Consider the following 24,233-nt stretch of genomic DNA (forward strand, 5'->3'; position numbering starts at 1 on the left):
CCATAAAGGATTAGTCTCTGCGATTCGTAAGTCATTTACCAACGCAAGTTGGCAGAGATGCCAAGTACACTTCTTAAGGAATATCCTTACGACCATCCCAAAGAAAAACTCAAAACCTTTTCGAGAAGCGGTTAAAGCTGTCTTTAAGATGACAGATATCGACTCAGCGCGAGAGGCTAAAAATCAAATCGTTGCCCGTTATAGCGACCAAACTAGCTATTCAAAAGCTTGTGAGACCTTGGATAATGGCTTCGAAGATGCTTTTCAATACGCAGTTATCAGCAATGGACACCATCGACTGAAAAGTACCAACCTTCTTGAGCGTCTGAACCAAGAAATACGCAGAAGAGAAAAGATTATTCGTATCTTTCCTAACCGTGCGTCAGCCAACCGATTGATTGGCGCTGTCCTGATGGACTTCCACGATGAATGGCTTAGTTCTACAAGAAAGTATATTAAGTTTGAACACTAAAAGACTAGTGAAACATTGTATAGTATTTTACACAAGATTATGGACTTGACTATGTTTTTTTATGATCGTTACGTTCAAGGAGAATTCAAACAAAGTTTAATGGTAACTCTGCACACTATTGTGATAAAGGAGTCTTCAGTTTTGTTCTGATTGATAACAACCATCTAACAAAGTAAGAGACTGGATCAAGTTAAGAAATAATAGCTTCTATTTTGAAAGTCTAACTCTCATGATATAATGATCGGTAAATTCGACTCAGACAAGCTTGTTGCATAATGGTGAAAGGTTTGTCAAAATAGCACAACATGGGTGATGAATATGCATAATAAAAAAATGAAAAATGCTTTAAATTATTTAAGCAGGGATAAAATGTCACATGTAGATATGCTTCAATCCATTGCTTCACAGAAATCTGACATCATATTAGCCACTAATTATGGTGTTTTGTTGCATGATAAACGTGCTAATCTCTATCTTTTATCAGTAGATTCAAAAAGCAACATGAATGAGTTTCTCGATAAATTCTCATCACCTCAATTACTCTCTGTACATCAAGACTTTTTGGCGGATGAAATATCGAAAAGATTCGGATTAAGTATATCTATGGTATGTAAACAAGCAGTTTGGGGTTCTTCACTTGACTCCAGTCATCTGGAATATGCAATTATACAGCCCTTAAATATCCAACATCTTGATAAAGTTTACGCCTTATATTCACATAAGATTGGAAAAAAGTATCTTCAAAAAAGAATTCAATCAAATAATCTTTTTGGGTATTTTGAAAATGACGAGCTAGTCGCTTTTATCGGATTACATGAAGAAGGTTCAATGGGAATGCTTGAAGTCAAATCAGAATTCAGAAACCGTGTCATTGGTTCAAAACTGCTACTGTGGCTCGTTAATGAATTGATTGAACATAAAAAAGTACCTTTTTCTCAAATTGAAATAGATAATCAAACTTCTTACTTACTTCATGAAAAACTTGGATTTGAATTTTCAGATGGCTTCGTCTATTGGCTGGAATAACATAACCTGAATTTGCATAAACAGAGGTGAAGTCAATTGAAAAAATCAAATAAACAGTTAAGTGATTTATTATTGAAAGAATTATGGGAACTATTCCCTATTGCACTGATTCATCACAAAAACATGTAGGAAATAGGTAGTCCAGCAATTTCTACTATTCGGGCAAAACCTATAGTTGAAAAATTGATTGGAATTTCTAATATTGATTCTGCTTTATGATTCCCTTGCCAACCGTATTGGCATTGAAGACGTTACAGCTGAAACCAGCAAAAATGAAAGGAAATATTTATGGAAACAAAGATTGTTACAATTTGCGGGAGCATGAAGTTTGCTAAAGAGATGATAAAAATATCGTTTGATTTAGAATTAAAAAAAGATATGCAGTCCTTCAATGCGTTTACAGTTTAGATATAGATAAAACTGAACTAATTGACTTCGATGTTTTAGATAAAATTCATAAGAAGAAAATCGACATAAGTGATGCTATTTATGTTGTCAATATTAATGGTTACATTGGAACTAGCACTCGAAGTGAAATTGAATATGCGTTGAAAACCGGGAAAGAAGTAATCTATCATGAGTCAATAAATTAATGATTCGATAACATTATAAGGAGATAATAGCTATACCAACATTTACAATCAGTCAATTGCAAGCTTATACCAGAACGAAATAAAAAAAATTAACTCATTCATTATTTATGAAATTGGTTGAAGAAGGTGCTGAAACACTCAATAAAAATGCTGGAAAACATATTTGTTTCTGTAAGGTTCGTTATTTAACATGCCATTTTTTTGCCTGTTACGGCATACAAAGCTGAATAGATAACATCAACCGACTATGTGAAATTTCCATCGGACACGAGACTCTCCCCCGCAAAAACAAAGTGTAAAAAAAAGTCCCTGGTATGCTGTCAAGAAGCTTAATCGAATCCTAAATTGAATTTTCTGAACCAATTACATTTAAAGAAATCAAAACATATAAAACGCCGAAATACTTTATCGTTAACGTATTTCGGCGTTATTCCAATGACACCCCCGACCAGAATCGAACTGATAATTGACCCTTAGGAGGGGTCCGTTATATCCATTTAACTACGGGGGCAAAGTGCTATGCAAATAGGTAAATACTTGAATATTCTCTCATGAAACACACTTTTTGTCTAGAGTTAGTTGTTGTTTTTTACCAACTATTAATCATTTTTAAAATAATTGGATAATTTTTCTATTTTTTTTCACAAAATTCAACATTGAATTGTAAACGATTTCCATTTGTTATAGAATGAAGTAAGAGAGGAGAGATTGGCTAATGAAAAAAATCATGAATCAACCCAGTGCAATTGTCGATGAGATGATCCAAGGTCTGACTAAGAGTTATCCGGACTATGTAAGTCGCCTAGAAAACACCAATGTTATTGTACGTTCTGATTTAAAGAACATGAGTCAAACGGTTGGTCTAGTCAGCGGCGGCGGCAGCGGACACGAACCTTCTCATGCCGGATTTGTCGGTGAAGGTATGTTAACTGCAGCAGTTTGCGGCGAAGTCTTCACATCCCCGACACCTGACCAGATTTTTGAAGCAATCAAAGCAAGCGATACTGGTAAAGGAGTCTTCTTAATCATCAAAAATTATTCTGGTGATGTGATGAACTTTGACATGGCAAAAGACATGGCGGAGATGGAAGGAATTAAAGTAGACAGCATCATCGTAGACGATGACATCGCCGTTGAAGACAGTACTTATACGCAAGGCAGACGCGGGGTTGCCGGAACGGTGCTCGTGCATAAGATTTTAGGCGGGCTGGCAGCTGAAGGCGCGTCACTGGAAGAAATCAGCGATTTTGCTAAACAATTGGTGCCGCAAATCAAAACGATCGGACTGGCTTTGACCGGTGCAACTGTCCCTGAGGTTGGAAAGCCCGGGTTTGTGCTGGCCGATGATGAAATCGAATACGGTGTCGGTATACACGGTGAGCCGGGTTACCGCAAGGAAAAAATCAAGACATCTTATGAATTTGGCCAAGAACTTATCGGACGGCTGTCCAAAGAATTCCAGTTTAAACAAGGCGATACATACGGCGTCCTTGTCAATGGACTCGGGGCAACACCTCTAATGGAACAGTTTGTGTTTATCAATGATGTGTTGAATCAACTTGACGAGACTGGTTTGAAAATCGCATTTACAAAAGTCGGCAATTACATGACATCTCTCGAAATGGCAGGTATTTCTCTCACATTAATCAAGCTGGAAAATCGTTATCTGGAACTGTTGAATAAATCCGTACACACAATCGCATGGTAAAGGAAGATCATCTATGCTCACACTAGAAAATCTTGAAACATGGTTGACCCTGTTTGATGAAAAAATTCATCAACACAGAGATTATTTAAGTGAATTAGACACTGCAATCGGTGATGGCGACCACGGCAATAATATGGTACGCGGCACGGAAGCAGTTATGGCGGCTTTACAGGAAAAGCAGCCGGAAACTGTCGCCGATATGCTGAAACTGGTGGCAATGTCGCTAATCGGAAAGGTAGGTGGTGCATCTGGACCATTATACGGTACAGCATTTTTAGAAATGGCTAAAATTGCCAACTCAACTGACAATCTAGCTGAACTTTTACAAGCTGGTCTGGAAGGCATTCAAAAGCGGGGCAAGGCTGTTCCGCAAGACAAAACAATGGTCGATGTCTGGTTTCCAGTCGTCGAAGCAGCCAAAGCGGATGCGTTGACTGAACAAACGATTTGGGATGCTGCGGAAGCAACCAAACCTCTCGTTGCCAAAAAAGGGCGGGCTTCCTATCTCGGCGAACGTTCGGCCGGACATTTGGACCCGGGAGCTGTTTCCAGCGCATATCTGTTCAGTGCACTCCTTGAAGCAGGTGCAGTCCAATGAGTTTGGGCATCATCTTAGTCTCGCACGTTGCTGACATTCCGATTGGTCTTCACAAATTACTGAAAGAAGTTGCAGCTGATGTGCCGATAACTTTGGCCGGCGGCACTGAAGATAACCGGGTCGGAACCAGTTTGGAGAAAATCCAGCAGGCATTGGTCGACAATCCCGCTGACGACATTCTGGCTTTTTATGATTTGGGCAGTGCGAAAATGAACCTTGAAATGGCAATTGAATTTTCCGATAAATCTGTCCATCTGTTTGACACCGCTTTTATAGAAGGCGCTTATACAGCTGCGGCTTTGATTCAAGCCGGTGTGACACTAGACGAAATCACGCAGCAAATGCAACCATTAAAAATAAAATAAAGAAAGCAGGGTAACGTATGAGTGAAGTAACAACTGATTTAAAAGAAAAGTATATCATGTCCATTGACCAAGGAACCACAAGTACTCGAGCGATTATCTTTGATCATAACTCGAAACAAGTTGCTGTTTCACAAAAAGAATTTCGACAGTACTTTCCAAATCCCGGTTGGGTAGAACACAACGCCAATGAAATTTGGAACTCTACCCTATCAGTTATTGCCGGCGCATTCATTGAGTCAGGCTTAAAACCTCATCAAATCGCCGCAATCGGTATTACCAATCAGCGTGAAACGACTGTCATTTGGGATAAAGAAACAGGCGATCCAGTTTATAAAGCTATCGTCTGGCAATCCAAGCAAACCAGCGGTATTGCCGACCAATTAAAAGCTGACGGCTACAGCGATTTATTCCAACAAAAAACTGGTCTTATTATTGATTCTTATTTCTCAGCAACAAAAGTAAAATGGATTTTAGACAATGTCGAAGGTGTGCGGGAACGGGCTGAAAAAGGTGAATTGCTATTCGGAACGATCGACACTTGGCTGGTCTGGAAACTGACAGGCGGCAAAGCCCACGTCACCGACTATACTAATGCCAGCAGAACGATGATGTTCAACATCAACACATTGGAATGGGATAAGGAAATTCTTGACATACTTGACATTCCTGAATCGCTTCTGCCGGAAGTCAAATCAAACTCGGAAATTTACGGTTACACAGAGTCCTTCCACTTCTATGGCGAAAATGTACCGATTGCCGGAATGGCCGGCGACCAGCAGGCAGCCCTATTCGGTCAAACTGCCTTTGAATCCGGAAATGTGAAAAACACTTACGGCACCGGCGCCTTTATTGTCATGAACACTGGCGAAAAACCAATCATTTCCGAAAACGGCCTGTTGACAACTATCGGCTACGGTATCAATGGAAAAGTCACATATGCATTGGAAGGAAGTATCTTCGTTGCAGGTTCTGCGATTCAGTGGTTAAGAGACGGACTGCGTCTGTTCGCCAAATCGCCGCAGTCGGAAGAATATGCCGCAAAAGTACCGGATTCAGACGGCGTGTATGTCGTGCCAGCATTTACCGGACTAGGTGCGCCTTATTGGGATCAGGATGCCAGAGGGGCTATCTTCGGCCTGACCCGTGGCGCGACCAAAGAGCATCTGATTCGTGCCACATTGGAATCTCTGGCCTATCAGACACGCGACGTCGTGGATACAATGGAAAAAGACTCCAATATCCCGATTACATTGCTGCGTGTTGACGGCGGTGCTTCAAACAACGACTTGTTGATGCAGTTCCAATCAGACATTTCCAATACTGTCATTGAGCGTGCAGGCTATCCTGAAACAACTGCTCTGGGTGTTGCCTTCTTGGCAGGTCTCGCAATCGGCTACTGGAAAGATTTGGATGAAGTGAAAAAACTGAACTCTTCCGGAAAATCTTACGAACCGAAAATGAGCGAAGAAGTACGCGAAGATTTGTATGCCGGATGGAAAGAAGCTGTCAATGCTACCATGCAATACAAACACATGCCAAAAAAAGGATAGGAGGACTCACTCATGAGTGACACAATGATTCAAGCTTTTGGAGAATTTTTCGGAACATGTATTCTGGTTTTACTAGGTGACGGCATTGTGGCCGGCGTCTCATTGAATAAAACAAAATCCAACGGTGCAGGCTGGGTTGCAATAACATTTGCTTGGGGTTTTGCTGTGACGATTGCAGTTTTTCTAAGCGGCTTTATGACACCGGGAGCGCACTTGAACCCGGCAGTTACCATCGGAGTTGCCATGGCGGGCAACTTTGAATGGTCGATGGTCGTACCGTTTATCATTGCTCAAATGCTCGGTGGTATTTTAGGCGCTGTGCTGGTGTGGCTGCACTACTATCCTCACTGGGAAGCTACCAAAGATCCGGCAACCATTCTAGGCGTTTTCTCTACTGCGCCGGCAATTAGACACACATGGTCAAACTTGCTTGGCGAAATTATCGGGACTTTTGTTCTTGTTTACGGTATTTTAGCCTTCGGGTACAATACCTTTGCTGACGGATTAAATCCGATTGTCGTCGGTATTTTGATTATTGTTATCGGTCTGTCATTAGGGGGGACGACCGGTTACGCCATCAACCCGGCACGTGACCTCGGACCAAGAATCGCTCACTTTATTCTGCCGATTGCCAATAAAGGCGATTCGGACTGGGGATACAGCTGGATACCAGTTGTCGGACCAATCATCGGCGGCATTATTGCAGCCCTGATTTACGGAATGTTCCCTGTTTTGTAAATCAGCGCAAAAACCGGTTAGAGAAGTTTTACTTCTTTAACCGGTTTTTCTTTGTATCCTAGTCGCTTGATGCCACTGTTTTTTCTTGCCGCATGACTGCCATTTTAACGAACGGTATATAAATCACAATAGAAATCAACAGATTAACAGCGGCCAAAACACCGCCCATCAGACTTTTCGTAGCAATTATTCCGCTTAATATCGGCGGCACCGTCCACGGCGGCATCACGACGACTGCCGGTACGAGTCCTGAAACCATTGCCAAATAAGTCACCGTGACGAGCACACTTGGCACTAAAATGAAGGGAACAAACATAATCGGGTTCAAGACGATAGGCAATCCAAATAAAAGCGATTCATTGATATTGAATATCCCCGAACCGAAACTCAATTTATTGATCATCATAAAGGCATCGCTGTTTCGTCCTACAAGAAAAACGGCGATAATCAGTCCCAAAGTTGCACCTGTCCCACCCAAATTGACGAAACTGTCGATAAACGGTTTATTCACAATGTAAGGTGCCATCTCACCCGCTTCAATAGCTTTCACGTTGGCTTCAATCGCTGGCGCGTTAATCATCTGTACCAGCGGCTCAATCAGACCCGACCCATGAAGCCCAAAGAACCAGACAAACGGTGTAATAAATGCAAGAAGCAGTGCTGATGGATAAGTATTAGCAATTGCCATGAAAGGTTGCTGCACTAACTCATAAAAAGAGCCAATAATATCAGTAACTCCAAATCTGGAAGAGACGGCTGCAACCAAGCCGAAAAAGCCAATCACAACCATCACCGGGAATAAATCGGCAAGTGACTTTGACACTGCCGGCGGCATGCCTTCTGGCATTTTGACCACTAATCTTTCGTTGCTGCTGAACCGTATGTACATCTCACACGAAACCACACTTACAAGCAACGCAACAAACAAACCTTTAGCCGACATCCCTTTTGCTCCGCCTAATGCAAAAAAAGAACCGAGAGAAACAATACCGGCTGAGATGCCGTCTTTGCCGTAACTGCGTGCCAAATGATAGGCAACCAGAAACACAATTATGACAGATAATACGCCAAACGTACCATCCCAGACTTTCACGCCGAATGCTTTCCATGTTTCGCCGCCGAAAAGTCTGTCCATAAACTCATTAAATGCATCAATTGGCAGATTATTGAGCATCGCGCCTAATGTTCCAATAATCATCAGCGGCATAGTAACCATAAATGAATCCCTTATCGCAACAAAATGACGCTGTGCACCGATTTTTGATGCAACGGGAATAAAATATTTTTCCATCCAGTTAACAAAATTGTTCAACTCTAACTCCTCCGTCCTTTAATCAAAAAATTGTAAAATGCATCATTTTCGAACAATACCGCCTTTAGCAGTTTAAGAAAACTGACTTCTCTTTCTTAGATTGTATCATTTTTTATTTTACAAATTACCACTATTTGTCATTTTATTGAAAAAAACAGCCTTTTCGATTAAAGAAAAGGCTGTTTCATCCATTCAGTTGAATATTAGTCTTCCGGCGGAGCCATCTTATTAGCAGCAATAACGAATGGTACCCAAATAAAGAAGGCACACACCATCGCAACCAACGTAACAAGCGGTGCCCGCCAGTCAGCACCTGTTGCCAGGAATGAGAGCAGAAGCGGCGGTGTTACCCAAGTCACTGCCTGGGAAACGGGTGCAACTAAACCTGCTAACGTCGCAAAATAGCCGATGGTCACAGAAACCATTGGCGCAACCAAGAATGGAATAAACAAAATCGGATTCAATACAATTGGCAGACCGAACATGACCGGTTCATTGATATTGAACAGTCCCGGTCCGACAGACAACTTGGCAATTGTCAAGTAATCCGACCGTTTAGAGAACAAGAGTATTGCCAAGATCAGCACAATCGTCCCGCCTGAGCCGCCGTACCAGATGTAAGCATCGAATGAACCGCGTACCCAGTTGAAGGCTTCTCCGTCCTTTATAGCTGCCAAAACTGCTTCCGTTCCCTCTTTGCCACCATAACCATTTTGGAAAATGCTCTGGTTGATTAACTGAGCCTGACCGTAAACCCCTTCAAGCAGCGGCGCAAGCACATTCGGTCCGTGAATACCGAAGAACCAGAATACCTGAACGGCCAAAGTAATTACCAAGACAGCGCCAAATCCTTGGGTAAAGCCCATCAGCGGTTTGGCTATGTACGTCTGCACGGCATCAATAAACAACATACCTGTCACTTTATTAAAGAAGAAGTTGAAAATAGCAATAACGTAAAGTGCGGCGGTAGCAGGAATAATGGCTGCAAAAGCTTTGGAGACAGCCGGCGGTACAGAGTCCGGTAATTTAATCGTGATGTTTTTATTCATCAGCTTAGCAAAAATAATAACAGAAATAAATCCAACAATCATTGCTGTAAAGAATGCGTTACCATTTAAGTGGTCCAGTTTGAGCCAGCCCCAGGCACCGTTTTGAATAGAATCAAACGTTGAAATGGCTCCAGTCACCGGGTCTTTTTCAGTGATTTGCGTAACTACTGAACCTGCATTGGTTAAGGCTTCAAGGGCCTTGTCTCCCAATTCTCCTTCTGGTACGTTCACAGTCCCCGTTGCAGAAAATGCGATGCCCTGAATCAAAGCGGCCAATGAGACCAGACCTCCGGCGAGTTCATTGACTTTGTAGACTTTTGCCAGATTGTACCCTAACGAGTAGGCAAAAATCATACCGGCAACCGCAATCGTACCATTCCAAACGAAGCCGTTGATACCAACAAGTTCGTTCAGTACAGGTATCTGACTGACATCATACCCGTCAATAAACTGTCCCGGCAAATCACGCACAATCGCATTAATCATCACCGCGAATGACCCGGCCATCGTTACAGGAATCGTGCCGATGAACGCATCACGCAAGGCAACTAAATGCTTTTGCGAGCCAATTTTGGTAGCGGTCGGTAGAATGTACTTCTCCATCCATGCCATAAATTTTTCCATGATGCTTTCCTCCTATTTTTTATATACAATCGGATATCTCCGGATTGCCGAATTGAGGTAACAGTGCGGAATACTTTCCACATACTTTTACTAGCAAAAACTGTGCCAGAAAAACAAACAGCAAAGGCTGATATATCAACCTTTGCCCACAAGTGCTTCTTAAAAAAACTTCCTTTATTTCACACACACTATAATTTAGTGTGTAAAAATACACTTTTAGTTCAATAACAGTTCATTTTTTATGGAAATGACAGCATGGAGTACAATTTAAAAAAAAATGTACAAAAATATATCCCGGCTCCGCAACTATACGGAACCGGGATATATTGGGTATTCAGTGAGTGTCCTTAAACAGGTATAGAAAATACACTCAAATAATTAATAAGCTGCCTCTATCATATCGAGCATCTTGATAAACCGCCGTTTCTTAAAAAATCCGAGCAATGTCCCCATAACTGCATCATTCATTTTTTGAAGGAAACCGTAAGAAGTCATGCTCTCTCGATAAACGACCTCACACGAGTGATCATCGAGCGGTTTGATATCATACTGTACAAGATAATCATTATGTGTGGTAGATGTTCTGAAATGATAGGCACGATTTTCAACATGTTTTTCTATTTTGATTTTTGCCTGACTGTTTTTTGAAAATGTTTTGATGTACTCAAAATTGGTTAAATTTTGACGTGTGACTTTTTTCCCAGTCTGCTTGCGAATATCAAAGATAACTGAATCAATGATTTTCTCGTAGAAAAAAGTAGCTGGCACATTTAATTGCTTCACAATTTCCATAGTAATTCACCTCACATAATCATTATATCTCAATATCCAGTAAAATACTTCATAAACATGACCAGCCGTATCAGATAATAGGCTTGGGGGCTGACCAAAGAAAACTATTTGCTCTTCTTTTTCTTCCGGCTTCTGAAAAAAAGCGCCAGACCTCCACCCATGAGCGACAAACTGGTGACAATATTCAAAACATTGTACTCACCTGTACGTGCATTGGCACTGAGAACAAACAGCACCATTCCCAAACTTATTAAAAACAAAGCATTTTTTTCCATAACCTTCAAATCCTCTCACTAGGCAGTCATTAAGCAGGGATAACTTGGAAATAAAGGACTTTTCCCCACTCTTGCGCCTTGATTTCTTCTTTTGCAAGTTTCGCTGCTGCTTCCAGGTCTTCAGCGTTCGTTTCAAAGAACAGCTTGATGCCTTGTTTGTTTTTGTATGAGAAGCTCACGCCGTCCTTGTCATATTGATTCAGCAATTCGATAATCGCGTCTTGCTGCATTGGTGAATTGACTACAATCATGTCCATCTTCCTCTCCGCTAGTTTATAACTTAATAATATAGAACTCCACCGGATGATTCAAGCAAAGAACCACCCGGCAGTCAAAAATTCTATTAATCCTCCCCTAAACTAGGATCCATTTTGTTTGCTGCCAGCACGAACGGTGCCCAAATCAAAGCAGCAACTACCAGATTGATCACTGTCAAAACAATTGCACGCCAGTCGCCCCCTGTTGCTAGGAAGCCGCTGATACCTGCCGGTATTACCCAGATAACGTTCACAACCACTGGGGACACAAATCCTAACATCGTTGCAGCATAGGCAATCGAAGCTGTCGCAAGCGGAGCCACGATAAACGGAATACCCAAAATCGGGTTCAATACAACTGGTAGACCAAACATCACGGGTTCGTTAATGTTGAACAAGCCTGGTCCGATACCCAGCTTACCGACTGTCTTGTAGTCAGCACGTTTGGAGAACAGCAAGATGGTTATCAAAAGAACCAATGTGACACCTGCACCGCCCGGCCAAACAAATGCTTCAAATGAACCTGCTACCCATTTGTAAGGAATCTCCAAACCTTTTTGGAAGGCGTTGCTGTTGTCTACCATTGCGGTACCATAAATCGTTTGCAAAACAGGTGCCATGATATTTGTACCGTGCAACCCGAAGAACCAGAGAACGTGAATCAACAGGACGATGACAATGACTGCACCGTATCCTTGAGAAAGTTTCAGCAGCGGAGCTTGAATCGTTTGTGCAATCCAATCAATAATCGGCATATTAGTTGCTTTTTCAAAGACATAATAAATGATACCAACAATATACAGGGATACTACACCAGGAATGATTGCTGCAAAGGCTTTGGAAACTGCCGGTGGTACAGAGTCGGGCATTTTAATAATGACATTCTTTTTCATCAATGTAGCAAAAATAATAACTGAAATAAACCCGAAAATCATTGCTGTAAACAAACCGGAGCCGCCCATGTGTTTGCTGAAGTTGAAATAACCCCAAGCGCCGGCGCTGATTGTCTGCACACCATCTGCAACATCGACCGTGCCGCCTGCATCAGTAATGATTTTAACAGCACTTTCCGGCAATTTTTCAGCCAGACTTAGTGTGGCAGTAGCGGACTGTGTCATCCCCATGACAAAAGCAACCAGCGATACAATCGCACCAGACAATGAATCCACTTCATAAGCGCGTCCTAATTGATAACCGAGCGACATCGAAAAAATTAATGCCATGATAGCCAGTGAACCGGTCCAAATCAGTCCGTTGATGCCGATAACAGGTTCGAAGAAGGCTGTTACCGCATTCGCTTCACCCAAATATGTTTTCGGGAAATCGCGCATAAACGCATTCAACAATGTGGCAACCGCGCCGGCCATTGTTGCCGGCATCATGCTGATAAATGCGTCACGCAAGGCAACTAAATGTTTTTCGGAACCGATACGTGCCGCAACAGGCAAAATATATTTTTCCATCCAATTAACTAAACTGTTCATAATTTCCTCCAATTCTGATATCCCATCAAATAAGTGGTGATGTGTATCATTTGTATTCGATTACATACTTACCCTACGTTATATCAATATAATGTTCAGCAGGAAAAAATTTTTTTAATTTGATTGACAGTTTCCGATAACACATACCTTACGCCAACAAATTAAAAAAATTTCCTACAACCAATGATTTACGCGGAGATTTTACGATAAATATCGATAATCTCTTTTGCCAAATCAATGAATGTGATTGCCGTCATCAAGTGATCTTGACTGTGAACAGTCAATAAAGTGATTGTCATGTGCTCGCCTTGAGCCTCTTGTGTCAGCAAGCTCGTTTGCGACTGATGAGCTTTGGTGATGGATTGCTCGGCACTGGCGACTTTTGCCTCAGCTTCATCAAACTCACCTTTTTTAGCTGCATAAATTGCCTCCATTGCATCACTCTTTGCATTGCCGGCATTCATGATCAGTCCCATGACTGCTTCTAAGTTCTTTTCATCCATTCTGTAAACGCTCCTTCTGTTTGCTACTCTTCTCCCATCAGCTTCATTGCCTGATTCAGGACATTTTCGCCATTCATCATGCCGTAGTCACTCATGTTGATGACATCTAACGGAATATTTTTAGCTGCCAATTTTGGCTCAAATTGTGATTTCATGAAACGGACTTGAGGTCCCAATAACATGACATCCACATTTTTGTTTTCCAAGTTATCATCCGCTTCAGAAGCTGAAACTGCGAAAATATCGGCATCTAAACCGCGACCTTCTGCTGCCTTCTGCATTTTAGTCACCAATAAACTGGTACTCATTCCTGCAGAACAAACCAGCATGATAGTCTTTTTAGCCATTTCTTCCACTCTCCTTTTTAGTTTTACATCTTTTATAAAGCAAATGCTGTGCCAACTTTTTTAGTCCGATAAAAAGTTATCCAGCATTGATTTAACGCTTTTCTTGCACACTGCCCACCCGCTGCACACTAAAAGACTAAACTGCACACTGTGGTCAGTGTGCAGTTTTGCTTGAGCTTTCCAGCTGGTTATTCAAATACATTTCTGTCAAATAGGCGATTTCACTGTCCGGAATCATGATGTGATAGTATGATTCAAGCGGCAGGATATTGGTTCTGACCACATCCATCTCATAACGATGGCTTCTTTTAAATGCGGCCAAATCAGGAAACTTTCTAACGTCATTTTTCAGTAAAATATTTTCAACAAGAAAAGCGGTGTGAATAATGATACCGGACGTCACGCTCGGGTCAATGATCAAATTCAAATCCATTTGGATTTTCTGGACAATCTTTTGAATGATTTCAAGTAACTCCCGCAGCGACGGCACTGCCGTAATCGTTTCCGACAACGAATCGACCATCTTCTCAATCGGCACGTCTGCTGCTACGACACGGGCAAATGCTTCAAGAGACTCTTTCCTGAAAATATCGAATGCGGAGAAGAACGGGATATGCTGATAGTCCATCTCGACAGTGCCGACGATTGCTCTGATGTCATAGCGTTCCATCAGTTCGTCGATATGCTGTTTAAAGGCGGATTTTTCAAGAAATTGCATTTGAATTATTTTGACTTCCGCTTCATTGACAACTGGTCTAATCCGCTGATACAGTTTGGCTGCCACACCCTCGCCTGTAAAACACGTGACAATGACCGCTTTTTTCAGCTGTTTATTCTCTCTAAACTGGTTGCGCACGGACGTTTCATAGGCAGTTTGGATGTTCTCGTAAATTTCATTGAGGCTTCTGCCGATACTGGCCATCCGCACGGCTTCCAGCACAATCAGCGTGCTGACCATCGAAATCGCTTTTGTGCGGATGCCGGTTTCTTCGTGAATCATGTCGCTAAAAGAATTGAGTGAACCCATGTCCGTCAACAGAAGCACGCCTCCTGAAAGGGCGTCATGCTGATTGATGATGTAATTTTTCACCTGTTCGTACATCTGCTTGACTTCCATTGTCAGCGGCATGTTGAAGGCAATGCCGGTTTCGGTGCCCAAAAGTTCCTGCACTGCTTCCAGCATACTGGAGGCGGTTGATTTGCCGTGCATCAGCAGGACGACTTTGACATTATTCTCCTGTTCCACAACGCTGTCGGCAATATCGACAGACAAAAACATCGTCATGAAACCAATCTCATCAAACGGAATATCAATGTCAAATTCCTGTTCAATGATGCTTGACCACTCCATCGCCACTTGAAACTCATTTAAGTTTTTCTTGCGCACGTCATTCAAGTTCGGATGGATAATCGATTTTTTCCCCTGAATCCGCTCGATGGTGCTTTGCAGATGCAGAGCAAACGTAAAGCGCGTGCGTTCATTAAATGTGCGGGACAGACGGCTTTCCGCCAAGTCATACAGACGGTCGGTCAGCGTCCAGATACGGTCTTCTATCAAATCACGGTGTACATCGCTGCGGGACAGCTCATCCACGTAGACTTGAAAATATTTGTTGACGTCTGTAGCAATCAGCTTTTCCAAATCGATGTCTTTCAAGCCGACTTTGGATAAGCTGGCAACTTTTTCATCGATTGTTTCATAGACATCCATATGCTTTGCCGGGTCTTGCGACCAGACAATGTCCTTTGAGCCGGGGTCAAACGTCAAGTAATTATTGTTGGCATCAATGAACCGGTCAAGCCGGTTGGACACTTCTTTAATTTTCAGCAGACCTTTTTGGACATGCAGCGGCAGGTCGCTCTGATTAATCGTGAGATACTCTTCCTGATGCGTACGGTAATGAAGAAAGGCTTTGGCACACACCAGCTTCAAATCACGTTTGACCTGTCCGATATTGCCTTCTGCCTCGTAAAGCATGAACGCTGCTATCGCATTGCGGTCCACTGTAATGCGCTGATTCAGCCTGTTGGCCTCTTGTTTAAGGAACAAGGTTAAAATGGCGTAACGTTCGTCCAGCGTACGTTCGCTGAGCGGCGGCAGTGTGATAGACATCGGAATCCGCCGCTTGAACGTGGCAAGGAAAATATCTGCAGACTCTGTAGTCGCACCGATGATTTGCACTGAAGCCGAATGGGTCATCGAACTTTCGCCAAGCGGCCGGTACATCCCTTTGTCAATAAATGTAAATAGCATTTCCTGTCCCTCGGGCGGCAGGCGGTGGATTTCATCCAGAAACAAAATACCGCCGTCCGCTTCGCCGATCAACCCTACTCTGTCGGCATCCGCTCCGGTAAATGCACCTTTCTTGACGCCAAAAATATGACTGAACAACAATTGCGGATTCTGCGCATAATCGGCACAGTTAAATGAAATAAACGGCGCTTCGTCTTTCAAAATATTGGGCTGTACAGCAAATTCATACATACATTCTGCAAACAGCGACTTGCCCGTACCGCTTTCGCCGAAAATAATCGTGTGCAGCCCCCGCGGCGGATACAGCATGGCTGCCTTTGCCTGCTGGATGCTGACTTTCAGCGATTCATCCGCACCGACCAGATTGTCGAAGGAAACATTTTGCTGGCTGTCTCCTTCTCCGCTTGCGTGCTGGCAAATCTTAAACAAGACAGGCCGTCCCTCGATGCGTTCAATCTGTTCTTCCTTGTACAACTCATTCAAATAACGGCTCACTGTGCTCCGGTCAAGATCAATCTGTTCAGCTATCTGCGTTGTGCTCAGACTCTCCTGGCTATTCAGTAGTATGTTGAAAATCTGATCCTTCTTGTTTAACATGTTCTCAACTCCAACTAATCCTTCAGACTCGATTTTTCTTTCTGACACCTTTATTTTTTTGCGCTTTTTTCTTCACTTTCTTCTTTTTCCGTTTCGTCTCCGGCTCTTTCTTCATTTTGCCGGCAGCGGCAGTTTTCTTTGCCTCGAAATCGGGCAGCTCGTCATTTTTTTTCTCAGGCTTTGTGTCAAGGATAGCGCCGTGGCTGACAAACACTTCCTGCAGCGTATGACCTGTGGCCTGAACCATTTTTTTCAACTCGCGCACAGCACGTTCATTCGACAGCGTGAGCACCATCCCGTCATGCCCCATCCTGCCTGTCCGGCCCGACCGGTGCGTATACACGTCGGCCGTTTGCGCCTGATCATATTGAACAATATAGCTCAAATCAGCAAAGTCCAAGCCTCTGGCCGCCACATCAGTGGTCAAAAGAAGCGGCAACCGGGCGTCCGCAAAGGCGCTGACGGCTAATTTCCGTTCCATCTGGTTCTGGTCTGACGCGAGTGTTGCATGGGGGACGCCCAAATAAGTCAGACGTTCCGAGACTACCCCGAGCTCGCTCACTTGGTTAAAAAACACAAGCGCCCTGAAATCCGGGATATGCGCCAGACGCCGCAGGACTTCTGTCCTTTTGCGCGTCGGAACAATCACAAATGCATGCGTGACTGTTCCTTGCGAACGGTCGCGGCCGGTAACATCAATCGTCACCAGTTCTGCGGAAAACATGTCCGAGAGCGTCGCTGCGGCAGACAGACCTGTGGCAGAGTAAGCGGCCAATTGGGTGTCCTGCTGCAAAGTTTTGATGATGCTTTGACTGCTTTGTCGGCTGGTTTCTTCAAGCAGCTGGTCGACCTCGTCAAGGACGACAGCGTTTATCAAATGGCTTTTGACTTTCTTCTGCTTGATCAGCTCGAGTACTCTGCCCGGTGTGCCGACAAGTACTTCCGGACGTTCCTTCAGCTTCTCAATTTGCCGGCGGATATTGGCACCGCCTGTCAACGGCAGGACGGCAAAGCCGAAAGGTTTGGACCATTTTCTGGCAACCGCAGCCACCTGCATGGCCAGTTCCTGGGAGGGCTGCAAAATCAGCAGCTGGTTGCCTTCCCCTTTCACCACTTTGGTCAACAGCGGCAGCAAATACGCCAGTGTTTTCCCGGAACCGGTAGGTGAGATGCCTAACACATTTTTCCCCTCCAGCAGCGGTTGAAAGCTTTCTTCCTGAATCACGGCAGCGTCGTTAAATCCTTCTTCCTGCCAAAGTGCCTGCCACTCTGCAGGCAGCTGTTCGATATATGTCATAGTAACTCCTTACGTCAATATTATTCGTCGGCGGCAAAAACGATGCCCGCTTCTTTCCGCATTTTTTCCATCACTGCGTGCACTTCTTTTCCTAACATCACTATTTGGTGGTACCGTTGCTGTGTGGCACTGGTTTCCGGCGTCTGAATCATTTTGGCAAAGGCACGCGCTTCTTCGACCATTGGATTGTCTTTTTGCGGCAGCGCAAGATTGCCGCCGTCATGCGCTCCGTCCCGTGTATGAAGGCGGATGTCGCTAATACTGTTGACAGCGTCCAACCGGATAGTCTGATTTTTTGTATAAATTTCCGACGGCAGGAAACTGTCGGCGATTTTGCCTGTCAGCATAGTGACATCGAACGTACCGTATCTCAGCACGATTGTTCCGAGTCCATCCACACCTGTCGGCAGCTTTTGCGCAATGTAGCGGCTGTCCTCCGGTACGCCAAACCAGCCGATGGCCGCATACAGCAAATAAACGCCCAAATCCATCAGTGCGCCGCCGGAAAATTTTGGTGAGAAGATGTTCGGTTCTTCCCCTGCCAGCACGGCATCATAGCGGGATGAATACTTCATAAATGTGAAGTTGGCACCGAGTATCTCTTTTTTATCAGGAAGCAGGTCTGCGACCACTTGAAAATTTTCTTCGTGAATATGACGGGCCGCTTCAAAAAAGAAGACTTGCTCCTGACTGGCGATTTCCATCAATTCGGTGTATTCGGAAAGTTTGGAGACTGCCGGTTTCTCCACGATCACGTGTTTTCCATTCAGCATGGCTTCTTTCGCCTGCTGATAGTGGAGGCTGTTCGGCGACGCGATGTAAATCACATCCAGCTCAGGATCTGACAAAAAGGCTGACAGATTTGTTTCCGTGCCGGCATTGCCGTACGTCTCCGCAAATTTTTTGGCTTTTTCTTCTGTCCGCGAATAGACGGTAGTCAGCTGATACGCTCCGCTTTCATGAGCCGCCTCCACAAATTGCCCGGTAATCCAGTTTGTTCCGATGATTCCTAACTTTAACATTTCTCTTTCCCCTCTCATTGACTATTCAAACGATTCATTGATATCAAATGGAATCGGTTTTTTTAATTTAATACTGCGTGCCGTCACCTGACAAGAATAGGCCGCCACATCCAGCCCGTCAGCCATCCCGGCAACAAAAGCTGCTTGCAATTCAGGTTGCATGCCGGCATGAATGGTCGCCACATCGACACTCGCCAACTGGACAACAAACACCACTAACGAGCGGTAGCCCTCCGACATCAGCCGGTGCAGCGACTGGACATGCTTCAATCCCCGCAACGTCGGTGCATCAGGAAATGCCGCCACACCATTTTTGGCTAGGGTGACGCCCTTGACTTCTACAATCAGTTTTTCCTGCAGCGTGGTCTCGATATACAAATCAAACCGGGAAGAACCGATTTGTTTTTCCCTTTGTAACAGACAGATATCCCCTTTTAATCCCGGCACTTTTATTATACCAGAAGCAATGCCGTCATATACCAGCTGATTAGGCGCCAGACTGTCGATGTTTACCCACTGGCCGTCTTTTTTGACGGCAATCAAATCGTAGGCTGTTTTCCGCCGGTCATGCGCCTCGTAGCTGAGCGACACTTCAGCTTGTGCCACCAGCAGTTCGCGGCAGCGCCCGGTGTTTTTCACGTGGACTGTCACCTGTTCGCCGCTGCCGTTCAAACGGCACACGGCAACGAATCGATTCACCCGCTTCAGAAAAACAGCTTTTTGAATCACTTGATACGTTACCAAATAATCCCTCTTTTCATTTTCTCACCTTTCACAATATCATATTTTACCATATAAATACCATTTTAACGGCTGGATGTGCTGTATCTCTATTTGACCGTTTGTGTTAATTGTTACAATTTCTTAATTATTTTAACGTTTCTCTCATCCCGCTCTCATGGTATCATGTGTATAACGTATCACAGCATGGAAGGGGATGAAAACAGGTGAAGCGAAAAAGATTTCCCCTGTTTGTCGGTTTGTCGGTCATAGCCGGGATTGCCGGGTCAGCGCTGCTCAATAGGCGCCGCCGCACCTCAGCAAAAGACTACCAGCCTGTTCTGGAAAATTATATTGGGAATTGGGGGTTTATCGACCCCCGGGATAAGCACAAAGGAATTCTTGGCATCACTGTGTCTCAGCAATTGATCGTTGACGGCAAACTGCTCAGAGGCGACATCATTTCCTGCACACCGGAAGAACTGGTCTTTCAAGACAGCTTCGGCTATCTGCTGACCATCCAAACTGACGGCAATGTGCCGGTGTTGCTTTTCGATGAAGCTGAAAATCAGTCCTACCGCTTGGAAAGACAAAAACCGTAAACAATACTTGTTTACGGTTTTTTCATTTTATTCGGCTTCTTCAGAGAACTGGCTGTTGTAAAGCTGTTCATAAAAACCTTTGCGTTCCAGCAGCGAATCGTGCGTCCCCTGTTCGATGATTTGTCCCTGATTCATCACAAGAATCAAATCGGCGTTTCTGATTGTCGACAAGCGGTGGGCTATCACGAAGCTTGTTCTGCCTTCCATCACTTTATCCATCGCCTTTTGAATAAGCGACTCCAGCCGCGTATCGACCGAACTGGTTGCTTCGTCCAAAATCAGAATTTTCGGGTCAGAGATAATCGCCCGGGCGATTGTAATCAGCTGTTTTTGCCCCAGTGAAATATTCGAACCTTCCTCGTTGATTTGCATATCATAGCCGTCAGGCATCGTCCGGATAAAGTGGTCCACATTCGCTGTTTTTGCCGCGTCAACGACTTCATAATTAGTAGCATCCAGTTTGCCGAAGCGGATGTTTTCAAGAATTGAGGCGTTGTACAGCCAAGCATCTTGCAGAACCATGCCGAATACTGATCGGACATCGCTTCTGTCCATCGCTTTCGTGTCGATGCCGTCGATTTGGATGCTTCCTCTATCCACATCATAAAACCGCATCAGCAAATTGATTAACGTTGTTTTACCCGCACCGGTCGGACCGACGATTGCGACTGTCTGGCCGCTCTTGACTTCAATGTTCAAATCTTTAATCAGCGGCTTGTCGGGGGTGTAGCTGAAAGACACATTTTTGAATGACACATCGCCTGCAATCGTCTCCGGTAGCGGAATATTTTCCGTGTTGCGGACTTCTTCCGGTTCATCCAATATCTCAAATACCCGTTTGGTTGCGGCTGAGGCGCTTTGCAGCACGGCCGACAGCTGGGTAATCTGACCGACAGGCTGGCTCACTTGCCAGATATACTGGATGAATGCCTGCAAATTACCGACCGTCAGTACGCCGGCAATGATATTGAATGCCCCGACGATTGCGATGACGATATAGACACTGTATGCCACTAAGTTGACCAGCGGCATCATCAGCCCGGAAATCGCTGCAGCTTTAAAACCGTTGTTTCCCAGCCGATGATTGATGGCGGTAAATTCCTTCAATGTTTCCTGTTCCCGCCCGAACAGTTTCAATATGCTGAACCCTGTCAAATTTTCCTGTACGAATCCGTTCAAATCACCCAGCGATTTCTGCTGTTCGCGGAAATACTTTTGCGAAATGCTTACGATTGTTCTGGAAATGACCAAAGACAGCGGCACGATGACAAGCACTATCAGCGTCATCGTCGCATTAATCGTCAGCATGGCGATAATCGCCATGGCAATCCCTAAAAACGCGTTGATTATGCTGATAAAGCTCTGCTGCATCGCATTGCTTATCGCATCGACGTCGTTAGTTACCCGCGACAGCACATCGCCGTATTGGTGTGTGTCAAAGTAAGAGACGGGCAGCCGGTTGATTTTTTGAGAAATATCCTGACGCAAATCACGCATCGCATGTTGCACGACATTTGTGATGAAAAAACTGGCCAAGTATTGGGAGGCGCTGTACACAAGCCCCACAATCAAAATAATAACGACTAGCCTGAAGACATAAGGGAAGTTGACACCTGTTCCCTCGGCAATATTTTTCGCAATCTCAGTGGTCGGCAAGCCGGAGAGAAACGGCAGCATGGCATTCAGCACAATCGCAACGAGAGTCAGGAAAATAGCAAGAAAGAATGTCCACTTATAGGGCGAAATGTAGCTGCCCAAACGTTTAAGCGAGCTCAAAAATTGATTTTTCATCATGCCAATTCCTCCTCTGATAATTGTGACGATGCAATATCGCGATAAATCTGACAAGATGCCAACAGTTCCCTGTGCGTACCGATATCAACGACGTCCCCCTCATCCAGCACAACAATTTTGTCCGCATGCATGATAGTACTTATCCGCTGAGCGACAATCAGCACCGTAGCATCTGTTATTTCGCGTTTCAGTGCACTGCGCAAGGCGGAGTCAGTCTTATAATCGAGGGCGGAAAAACTGTCGTCGAAAATATAAATCGACGGCTTCCGGATGATCGCTCTGGCAATCGCCAGACGCTGCTTCTGTCCCCCTGAAAAGTTACTGCCTCCTTCAGCAAGCATTTCATGAATCGTGTCTTCCTTTTGCGAAATAAATTCTGACGCTTGCGCAATCTCCAACGCTTTCCAAATCTCTTCATCGGTTGCATCAGGTTTACCGAACAGCATGTTTTCCTTGACGGTACCGCTGAACAATAAAGCCTTTTGAGGAATATAACCGATTTTTTTGCGCAACTCTGAGAGTTTGTAGTCGCGGAGGTCTGTGCCGTCTAAATAAATCGCACCTTTCGTCACATCGAAAAAGCGCGGTATCAGCTGAATCAGCGTGGATTTACCGCTGCCGGTACTGCCGATGAAGGCCACGGTCTCACCCGGATTAGCGGAAAACGACACATCGCGGATAACCGGCGCTTCTGAATGACCGGGGTAAGCAAAGGTCACGTTGTCAAAATGCAGAGCGCCTTTGATACCTGAAGAGTCAAGTCCAGCATTGTTTTCCGGCACAGACGGATGCGTATCAAGCACCTCTTGGATACGGTTCGCAGAAACTGCCGCCCGCGGATACATCATGAACACTGACGCAAACATCATAAACGAAAAAAGCGCATGAAAGATATATTCGATAAACGCAATCAGCGTCCCGACGGCTAAATCCCCGGCGTCGATTTTAACGGCGCCAAACCAGATAACGAGTACCATGATCAGGTTAAACAGCAGAAAAAAAGCTGGCTGTGCAGAAGCCATCAATTTAAAGAGTTTTTTAGAACTATTCGTGTATTCGGTATTGACCTCGTCAAACCGCTCTTCTTCAAATTTTTCATTGACAAATGCCCGAATCACCCGCAAACCGGACAGATTTTCCCGCAAAATCATGTTGATGCTGTCCAAGTTGCGCTGCTGTCTGTTCGACAGAGGTTCTGACACTTTGGCAATCAAGATGACTCCCAGCAATAAAAACGGAATCGCACCGAAGACAAAGGCCGACAGCGGCGGGCTGGTCCTGATGACCATCACGATACTTGCCGCAAACATCATCGGTGTCATAAAGCCGACACGTAAAATCATACCCAGAAAGTTCATCACCTGAAACGCATCGTTGGTCGTGCGGGTAATCAGTGATGAAACCCCTAACTTCTCATACTCTTGATGGGAGAAGTGCTGAATATTATCAAACATATCATCTCTCATGCTCATAATAATCCGGGTATTCAAGCGTGCCCCGACTATCGCCAGCATGATGTTCAAAAAAATACCGGTCACTGTGATAGCGACCATCATCAGACCAATTTTTTTCACGTAGTCCGTGTCTTGATTCATGACGCCGTTGTCAATCATGTCGGCAAGCAGCGTCGGCAAGCCCAGCTCGATTAAAATAAAGCCGAAAACACAGAAAAAATTGATCAGAACGAGCCATTTATGTCGCATCACATAATGCCACATTGTTTTCAATTAATCATCTCCCAATTCAGTTTAATTCCTCGGTAATTTCAATATAGCATACAACATTTATATTGTAAATTTTGACATAGCAACAGGTTTTTCTACATAAAACGGATGATTTTTAGCGGTTATTTCACACAGCTGTTTATTTCAGCCCGACATTGAGCTTTGGAGGCGTGTATGAGGCAATCTTCTCCGAATCAGAAAAAGCAAGTGTACAGACTAAAATGATTTTCTGAGTACCAATTGGCTCCCTTACAGAAAACACGCCTCAAAGCAGCCCGTCAGCCGGAAATATGTCTTAGTGAGCCTGTTTTTTTGCCGCTGTGCCGCTTTTTCGCTTGTCGCAAATAAACGTGTTTCTATACAACCGTGCCAAATTATGATAGAATAATTCTAATTGTTACAAGCATTCATTAATTTAGTGAACGTACGGTGAATTGATTTATCTTTATAGATGAAACAAAGGCAAGGTTTCATGTCATCCGGAACAGACTTGTTTGGATGAGCGTATACTTTTTTAAAAGGTGCATCAG

The 24,233-nt window shown here is 44.2% G+C and carries 22 protein-coding genes and 1 tRNA gene; 8 read left to right on the forward strand and 15 right to left on the reverse strand.

Annotated elements, in window-relative coordinates:
- Both CBF27_RS10790 and CBF27_RS10795 read left to right on the forward strand, forming a co-directional pair.
- Nucleotides 1–472: transposase (locus CBF27_RS10790; protein WP_211334652.1), on the forward strand; the 472-nt coding region annotated here is incomplete at its 5' end.
- Between the two features lie 369 nt (nucleotides 473–841).
- On the forward strand, nucleotides 842–1,498 hold the full coding sequence (locus CBF27_RS10795) for a GNAT family N-acetyltransferase (protein WP_170175095.1): 657 nt from the start codon (nucleotides 842–844) through the stop codon (nucleotides 1,496–1,498).
- A gap of 1,032 nt (nucleotides 1,499–2,530) precedes the next feature.
- On the opposite strand, the gene CBF27_RS10800 is transcribed toward CBF27_RS10795, so the two are convergent.
- Nucleotides 2,531–2,602 (reverse strand) — tRNA-Arg (locus CBF27_RS10800).
- 204 nt (nucleotides 2,603–2,806) lie between these two features.
- Here CBF27_RS10800 and dhaK point away from each other — a divergent pair.
- From dhaK to CBF27_RS10825, 5 genes are read left to right on the forward strand one after another with little or no spacing between them, the layout of a single operon-like run.
- Nucleotides 2,807–3,799: a dihydroxyacetone kinase subunit DhaK gene (gene dhaK, locus CBF27_RS10805; protein WP_126814317.1), complete on the forward strand. Its 993-nt coding sequence runs from the start codon at nucleotides 2,807–2,809 to the stop codon at nucleotides 3,797–3,799.
- A 13-nt stretch (nucleotides 3,800–3,812) separates the two neighbouring features.
- On the forward strand, nucleotides 3,813–4,397 hold the full coding sequence (gene dhaL, locus CBF27_RS10810) for a dihydroxyacetone kinase subunit DhaL (RefSeq protein ID WP_126814318.1): 585 nt from the start codon (nucleotides 3,813–3,815) through the stop codon (nucleotides 4,395–4,397).
- Nucleotides 4,394–4,762: a dihydroxyacetone kinase phosphoryl donor subunit DhaM gene (gene dhaM, locus CBF27_RS10815; RefSeq protein ID WP_126814319.1), complete on the forward strand. Its 369-nt coding sequence runs from the start codon at nucleotides 4,394–4,396 to the stop codon at nucleotides 4,760–4,762. Before dhaL ends, dhaM begins: the two co-directional genes overlap by 4 nt.
- 17 nt (nucleotides 4,763–4,779) lie before the next feature.
- On the forward strand, nucleotides 4,780–6,312 hold the full coding sequence (glpK, locus tag CBF27_RS10820) for a glycerol kinase GlpK (RefSeq protein WP_126814320.1): 1,533 nt from the start codon (nucleotides 4,780–4,782) through the stop codon (nucleotides 6,310–6,312).
- A gap of 12 nt (nucleotides 6,313–6,324) precedes the next feature.
- Nucleotides 6,325–7,050 (forward strand): MIP/aquaporin family protein, encoded by a 726-nt coding sequence (locus CBF27_RS10825; RefSeq protein WP_126814321.1) that lies wholly within the window; start codon nucleotides 6,325–6,327, stop codon nucleotides 7,048–7,050.
- A gap of 58 nt (nucleotides 7,051–7,108) precedes the next feature.
- On the opposite strand, the gene CBF27_RS10830 is transcribed toward CBF27_RS10825, so the two are convergent.
- The 12 genes from CBF27_RS10830 to sfsA all read right to left on the reverse strand — a co-directional run bounded on the left by CBF27_RS10830 (nucleotide 7,109) and on the right by sfsA (nucleotide 19,607).
- Nucleotides 7,109–8,362 carry a PTS sugar transporter subunit IIC gene (locus CBF27_RS10830; RefSeq protein ID WP_126814322.1) on the reverse strand — a complete coding sequence of 418 codons (1,254 nt, stop codon included), beginning with the start codon at nucleotides 8,360–8,362 and terminating at the stop codon, nucleotides 7,109–7,111.
- 203 nt (nucleotides 8,363–8,565) lie between these two features.
- Entirely contained in the window at nucleotides 8,566–10,035 is a 1,470-nt protein-coding gene (locus CBF27_RS10835; RefSeq protein ID WP_126814323.1) for a PTS sugar transporter subunit IIC, read from the reverse strand.
- 378 nt (nucleotides 10,036–10,413) lie between these two features.
- Nucleotides 10,414–10,827, reverse strand: coding sequence for a DUF3284 domain-containing protein (locus CBF27_RS10840; protein ID WP_126814324.1), 414 nt, complete (start codon nucleotides 10,825–10,827; stop codon nucleotides 10,414–10,416).
- A gap of 104 nt (nucleotides 10,828–10,931) precedes the next feature.
- The gene (locus CBF27_RS10845; protein WP_126814325.1) at nucleotides 10,932–11,102 is read right to left on the reverse strand and encodes a DUF3188 domain-containing protein; all 171 of its coding nucleotides are present in this window, start codon (nucleotides 11,100–11,102) and stop codon (nucleotides 10,932–10,934) included.
- A gap of 29 nt (nucleotides 11,103–11,131) precedes the next feature.
- Nucleotides 11,132–11,353: a hypothetical protein gene (locus CBF27_RS10850; protein ID WP_126814326.1), complete on the reverse strand. Its 222-nt coding sequence runs from the start codon at nucleotides 11,351–11,353 to the stop codon at nucleotides 11,132–11,134.
- Nucleotides 11,354–11,445: 92 nt separating this feature from the next.
- Nucleotides 11,446–12,843, reverse strand: a complete 1,398-nt coding sequence (locus tag CBF27_RS10855; RefSeq protein WP_126814327.1) for a PTS sugar transporter subunit IIC — start codon at nucleotides 12,841–12,843, stop codon at nucleotides 11,446–11,448.
- A 188-nt stretch (nucleotides 12,844–13,031) separates the two neighbouring features.
- The gene (locus CBF27_RS10860; protein ID WP_126814328.1) at nucleotides 13,032–13,346 is read right to left on the reverse strand and encodes a PTS lactose/cellobiose transporter subunit IIA; all 315 of its coding nucleotides are present in this window, start codon (nucleotides 13,344–13,346) and stop codon (nucleotides 13,032–13,034) included.
- A 23-nt stretch (nucleotides 13,347–13,369) separates the two neighbouring features.
- Entirely contained in the window at nucleotides 13,370–13,693 is a 324-nt protein-coding gene (locus tag CBF27_RS10865; protein ID WP_126814329.1) for a PTS sugar transporter subunit IIB, read from the reverse strand.
- A 154-nt stretch (nucleotides 13,694–13,847) separates the two neighbouring features.
- A complete protein-coding gene (locus tag CBF27_RS10870) occupies nucleotides 13,848–16,544 on the reverse strand; it encodes a sigma-54-dependent transcriptional regulator (protein WP_126814330.1) in 2,697 nt (898 codons plus the stop codon).
- A 22-nt stretch (nucleotides 16,545–16,566) separates the two neighbouring features.
- Entirely contained in the window at nucleotides 16,567–17,841 is a 1,275-nt protein-coding gene (locus tag CBF27_RS10875) for a DEAD/DEAH box helicase (RefSeq protein ID WP_126814331.1), read from the reverse strand.
- Nucleotides 17,842–17,861: 20 nt separating this feature from the next.
- Nucleotides 17,862–18,863, reverse strand: a complete 1,002-nt coding sequence (locus CBF27_RS10880; protein WP_126814332.1) for a Gfo/Idh/MocA family protein — start codon at nucleotides 18,861–18,863, stop codon at nucleotides 17,862–17,864.
- Nucleotides 18,864–18,884: 21 nt separating this feature from the next.
- Nucleotides 18,885–19,607, reverse strand: coding sequence for a DNA/RNA nuclease SfsA (gene sfsA / locus CBF27_RS10885; protein WP_126814333.1), 723 nt, complete (start codon nucleotides 19,605–19,607; stop codon nucleotides 18,885–18,887).
- Nucleotides 19,608–19,810: 203 nt separating this feature from the next.
- Here sfsA and CBF27_RS10890 point away from each other — a divergent pair, with 203 nt between their 5' ends.
- A complete protein-coding gene (locus CBF27_RS10890) occupies nucleotides 19,811–20,185 on the forward strand; it encodes a DUF4828 domain-containing protein (protein ID WP_126814334.1) in 375 nt (124 codons plus the stop codon).
- Between the two features lie 27 nt (nucleotides 20,186–20,212).
- Here the strand turns inward: CBF27_RS10890 and CBF27_RS10895 are convergent, their stop codons facing one another.
- Together CBF27_RS10895 and CBF27_RS10900 are read right to left on the reverse strand one after the other, a co-directional pair.
- Nucleotides 20,213–21,976, reverse strand: a complete 1,764-nt coding sequence (locus tag CBF27_RS10895; protein WP_126814380.1) for an ABC transporter ATP-binding protein — start codon at nucleotides 21,974–21,976, stop codon at nucleotides 20,213–20,215.
- Nucleotides 21,976–23,706, reverse strand: coding sequence for an ABC transporter ATP-binding protein (locus tag CBF27_RS10900; protein ID WP_126814335.1), 1,731 nt, complete (start codon nucleotides 23,704–23,706; stop codon nucleotides 21,976–21,978). Before CBF27_RS10900 ends, CBF27_RS10895 begins: the two co-directional genes overlap by 1 nt.
- Between the last annotated feature and the right edge of the window lie 527 nt (nucleotides 23,707–24,233).

It is taken from the genome of Vagococcus acidifermentans, from assembly GCF_003987655.1.
In the GTDB taxonomy this organism is placed as follows: domain Bacteria; phylum Bacillota; class Bacilli; order Lactobacillales; family Vagococcaceae; genus Vagococcus_B; species Vagococcus_B acidifermentans.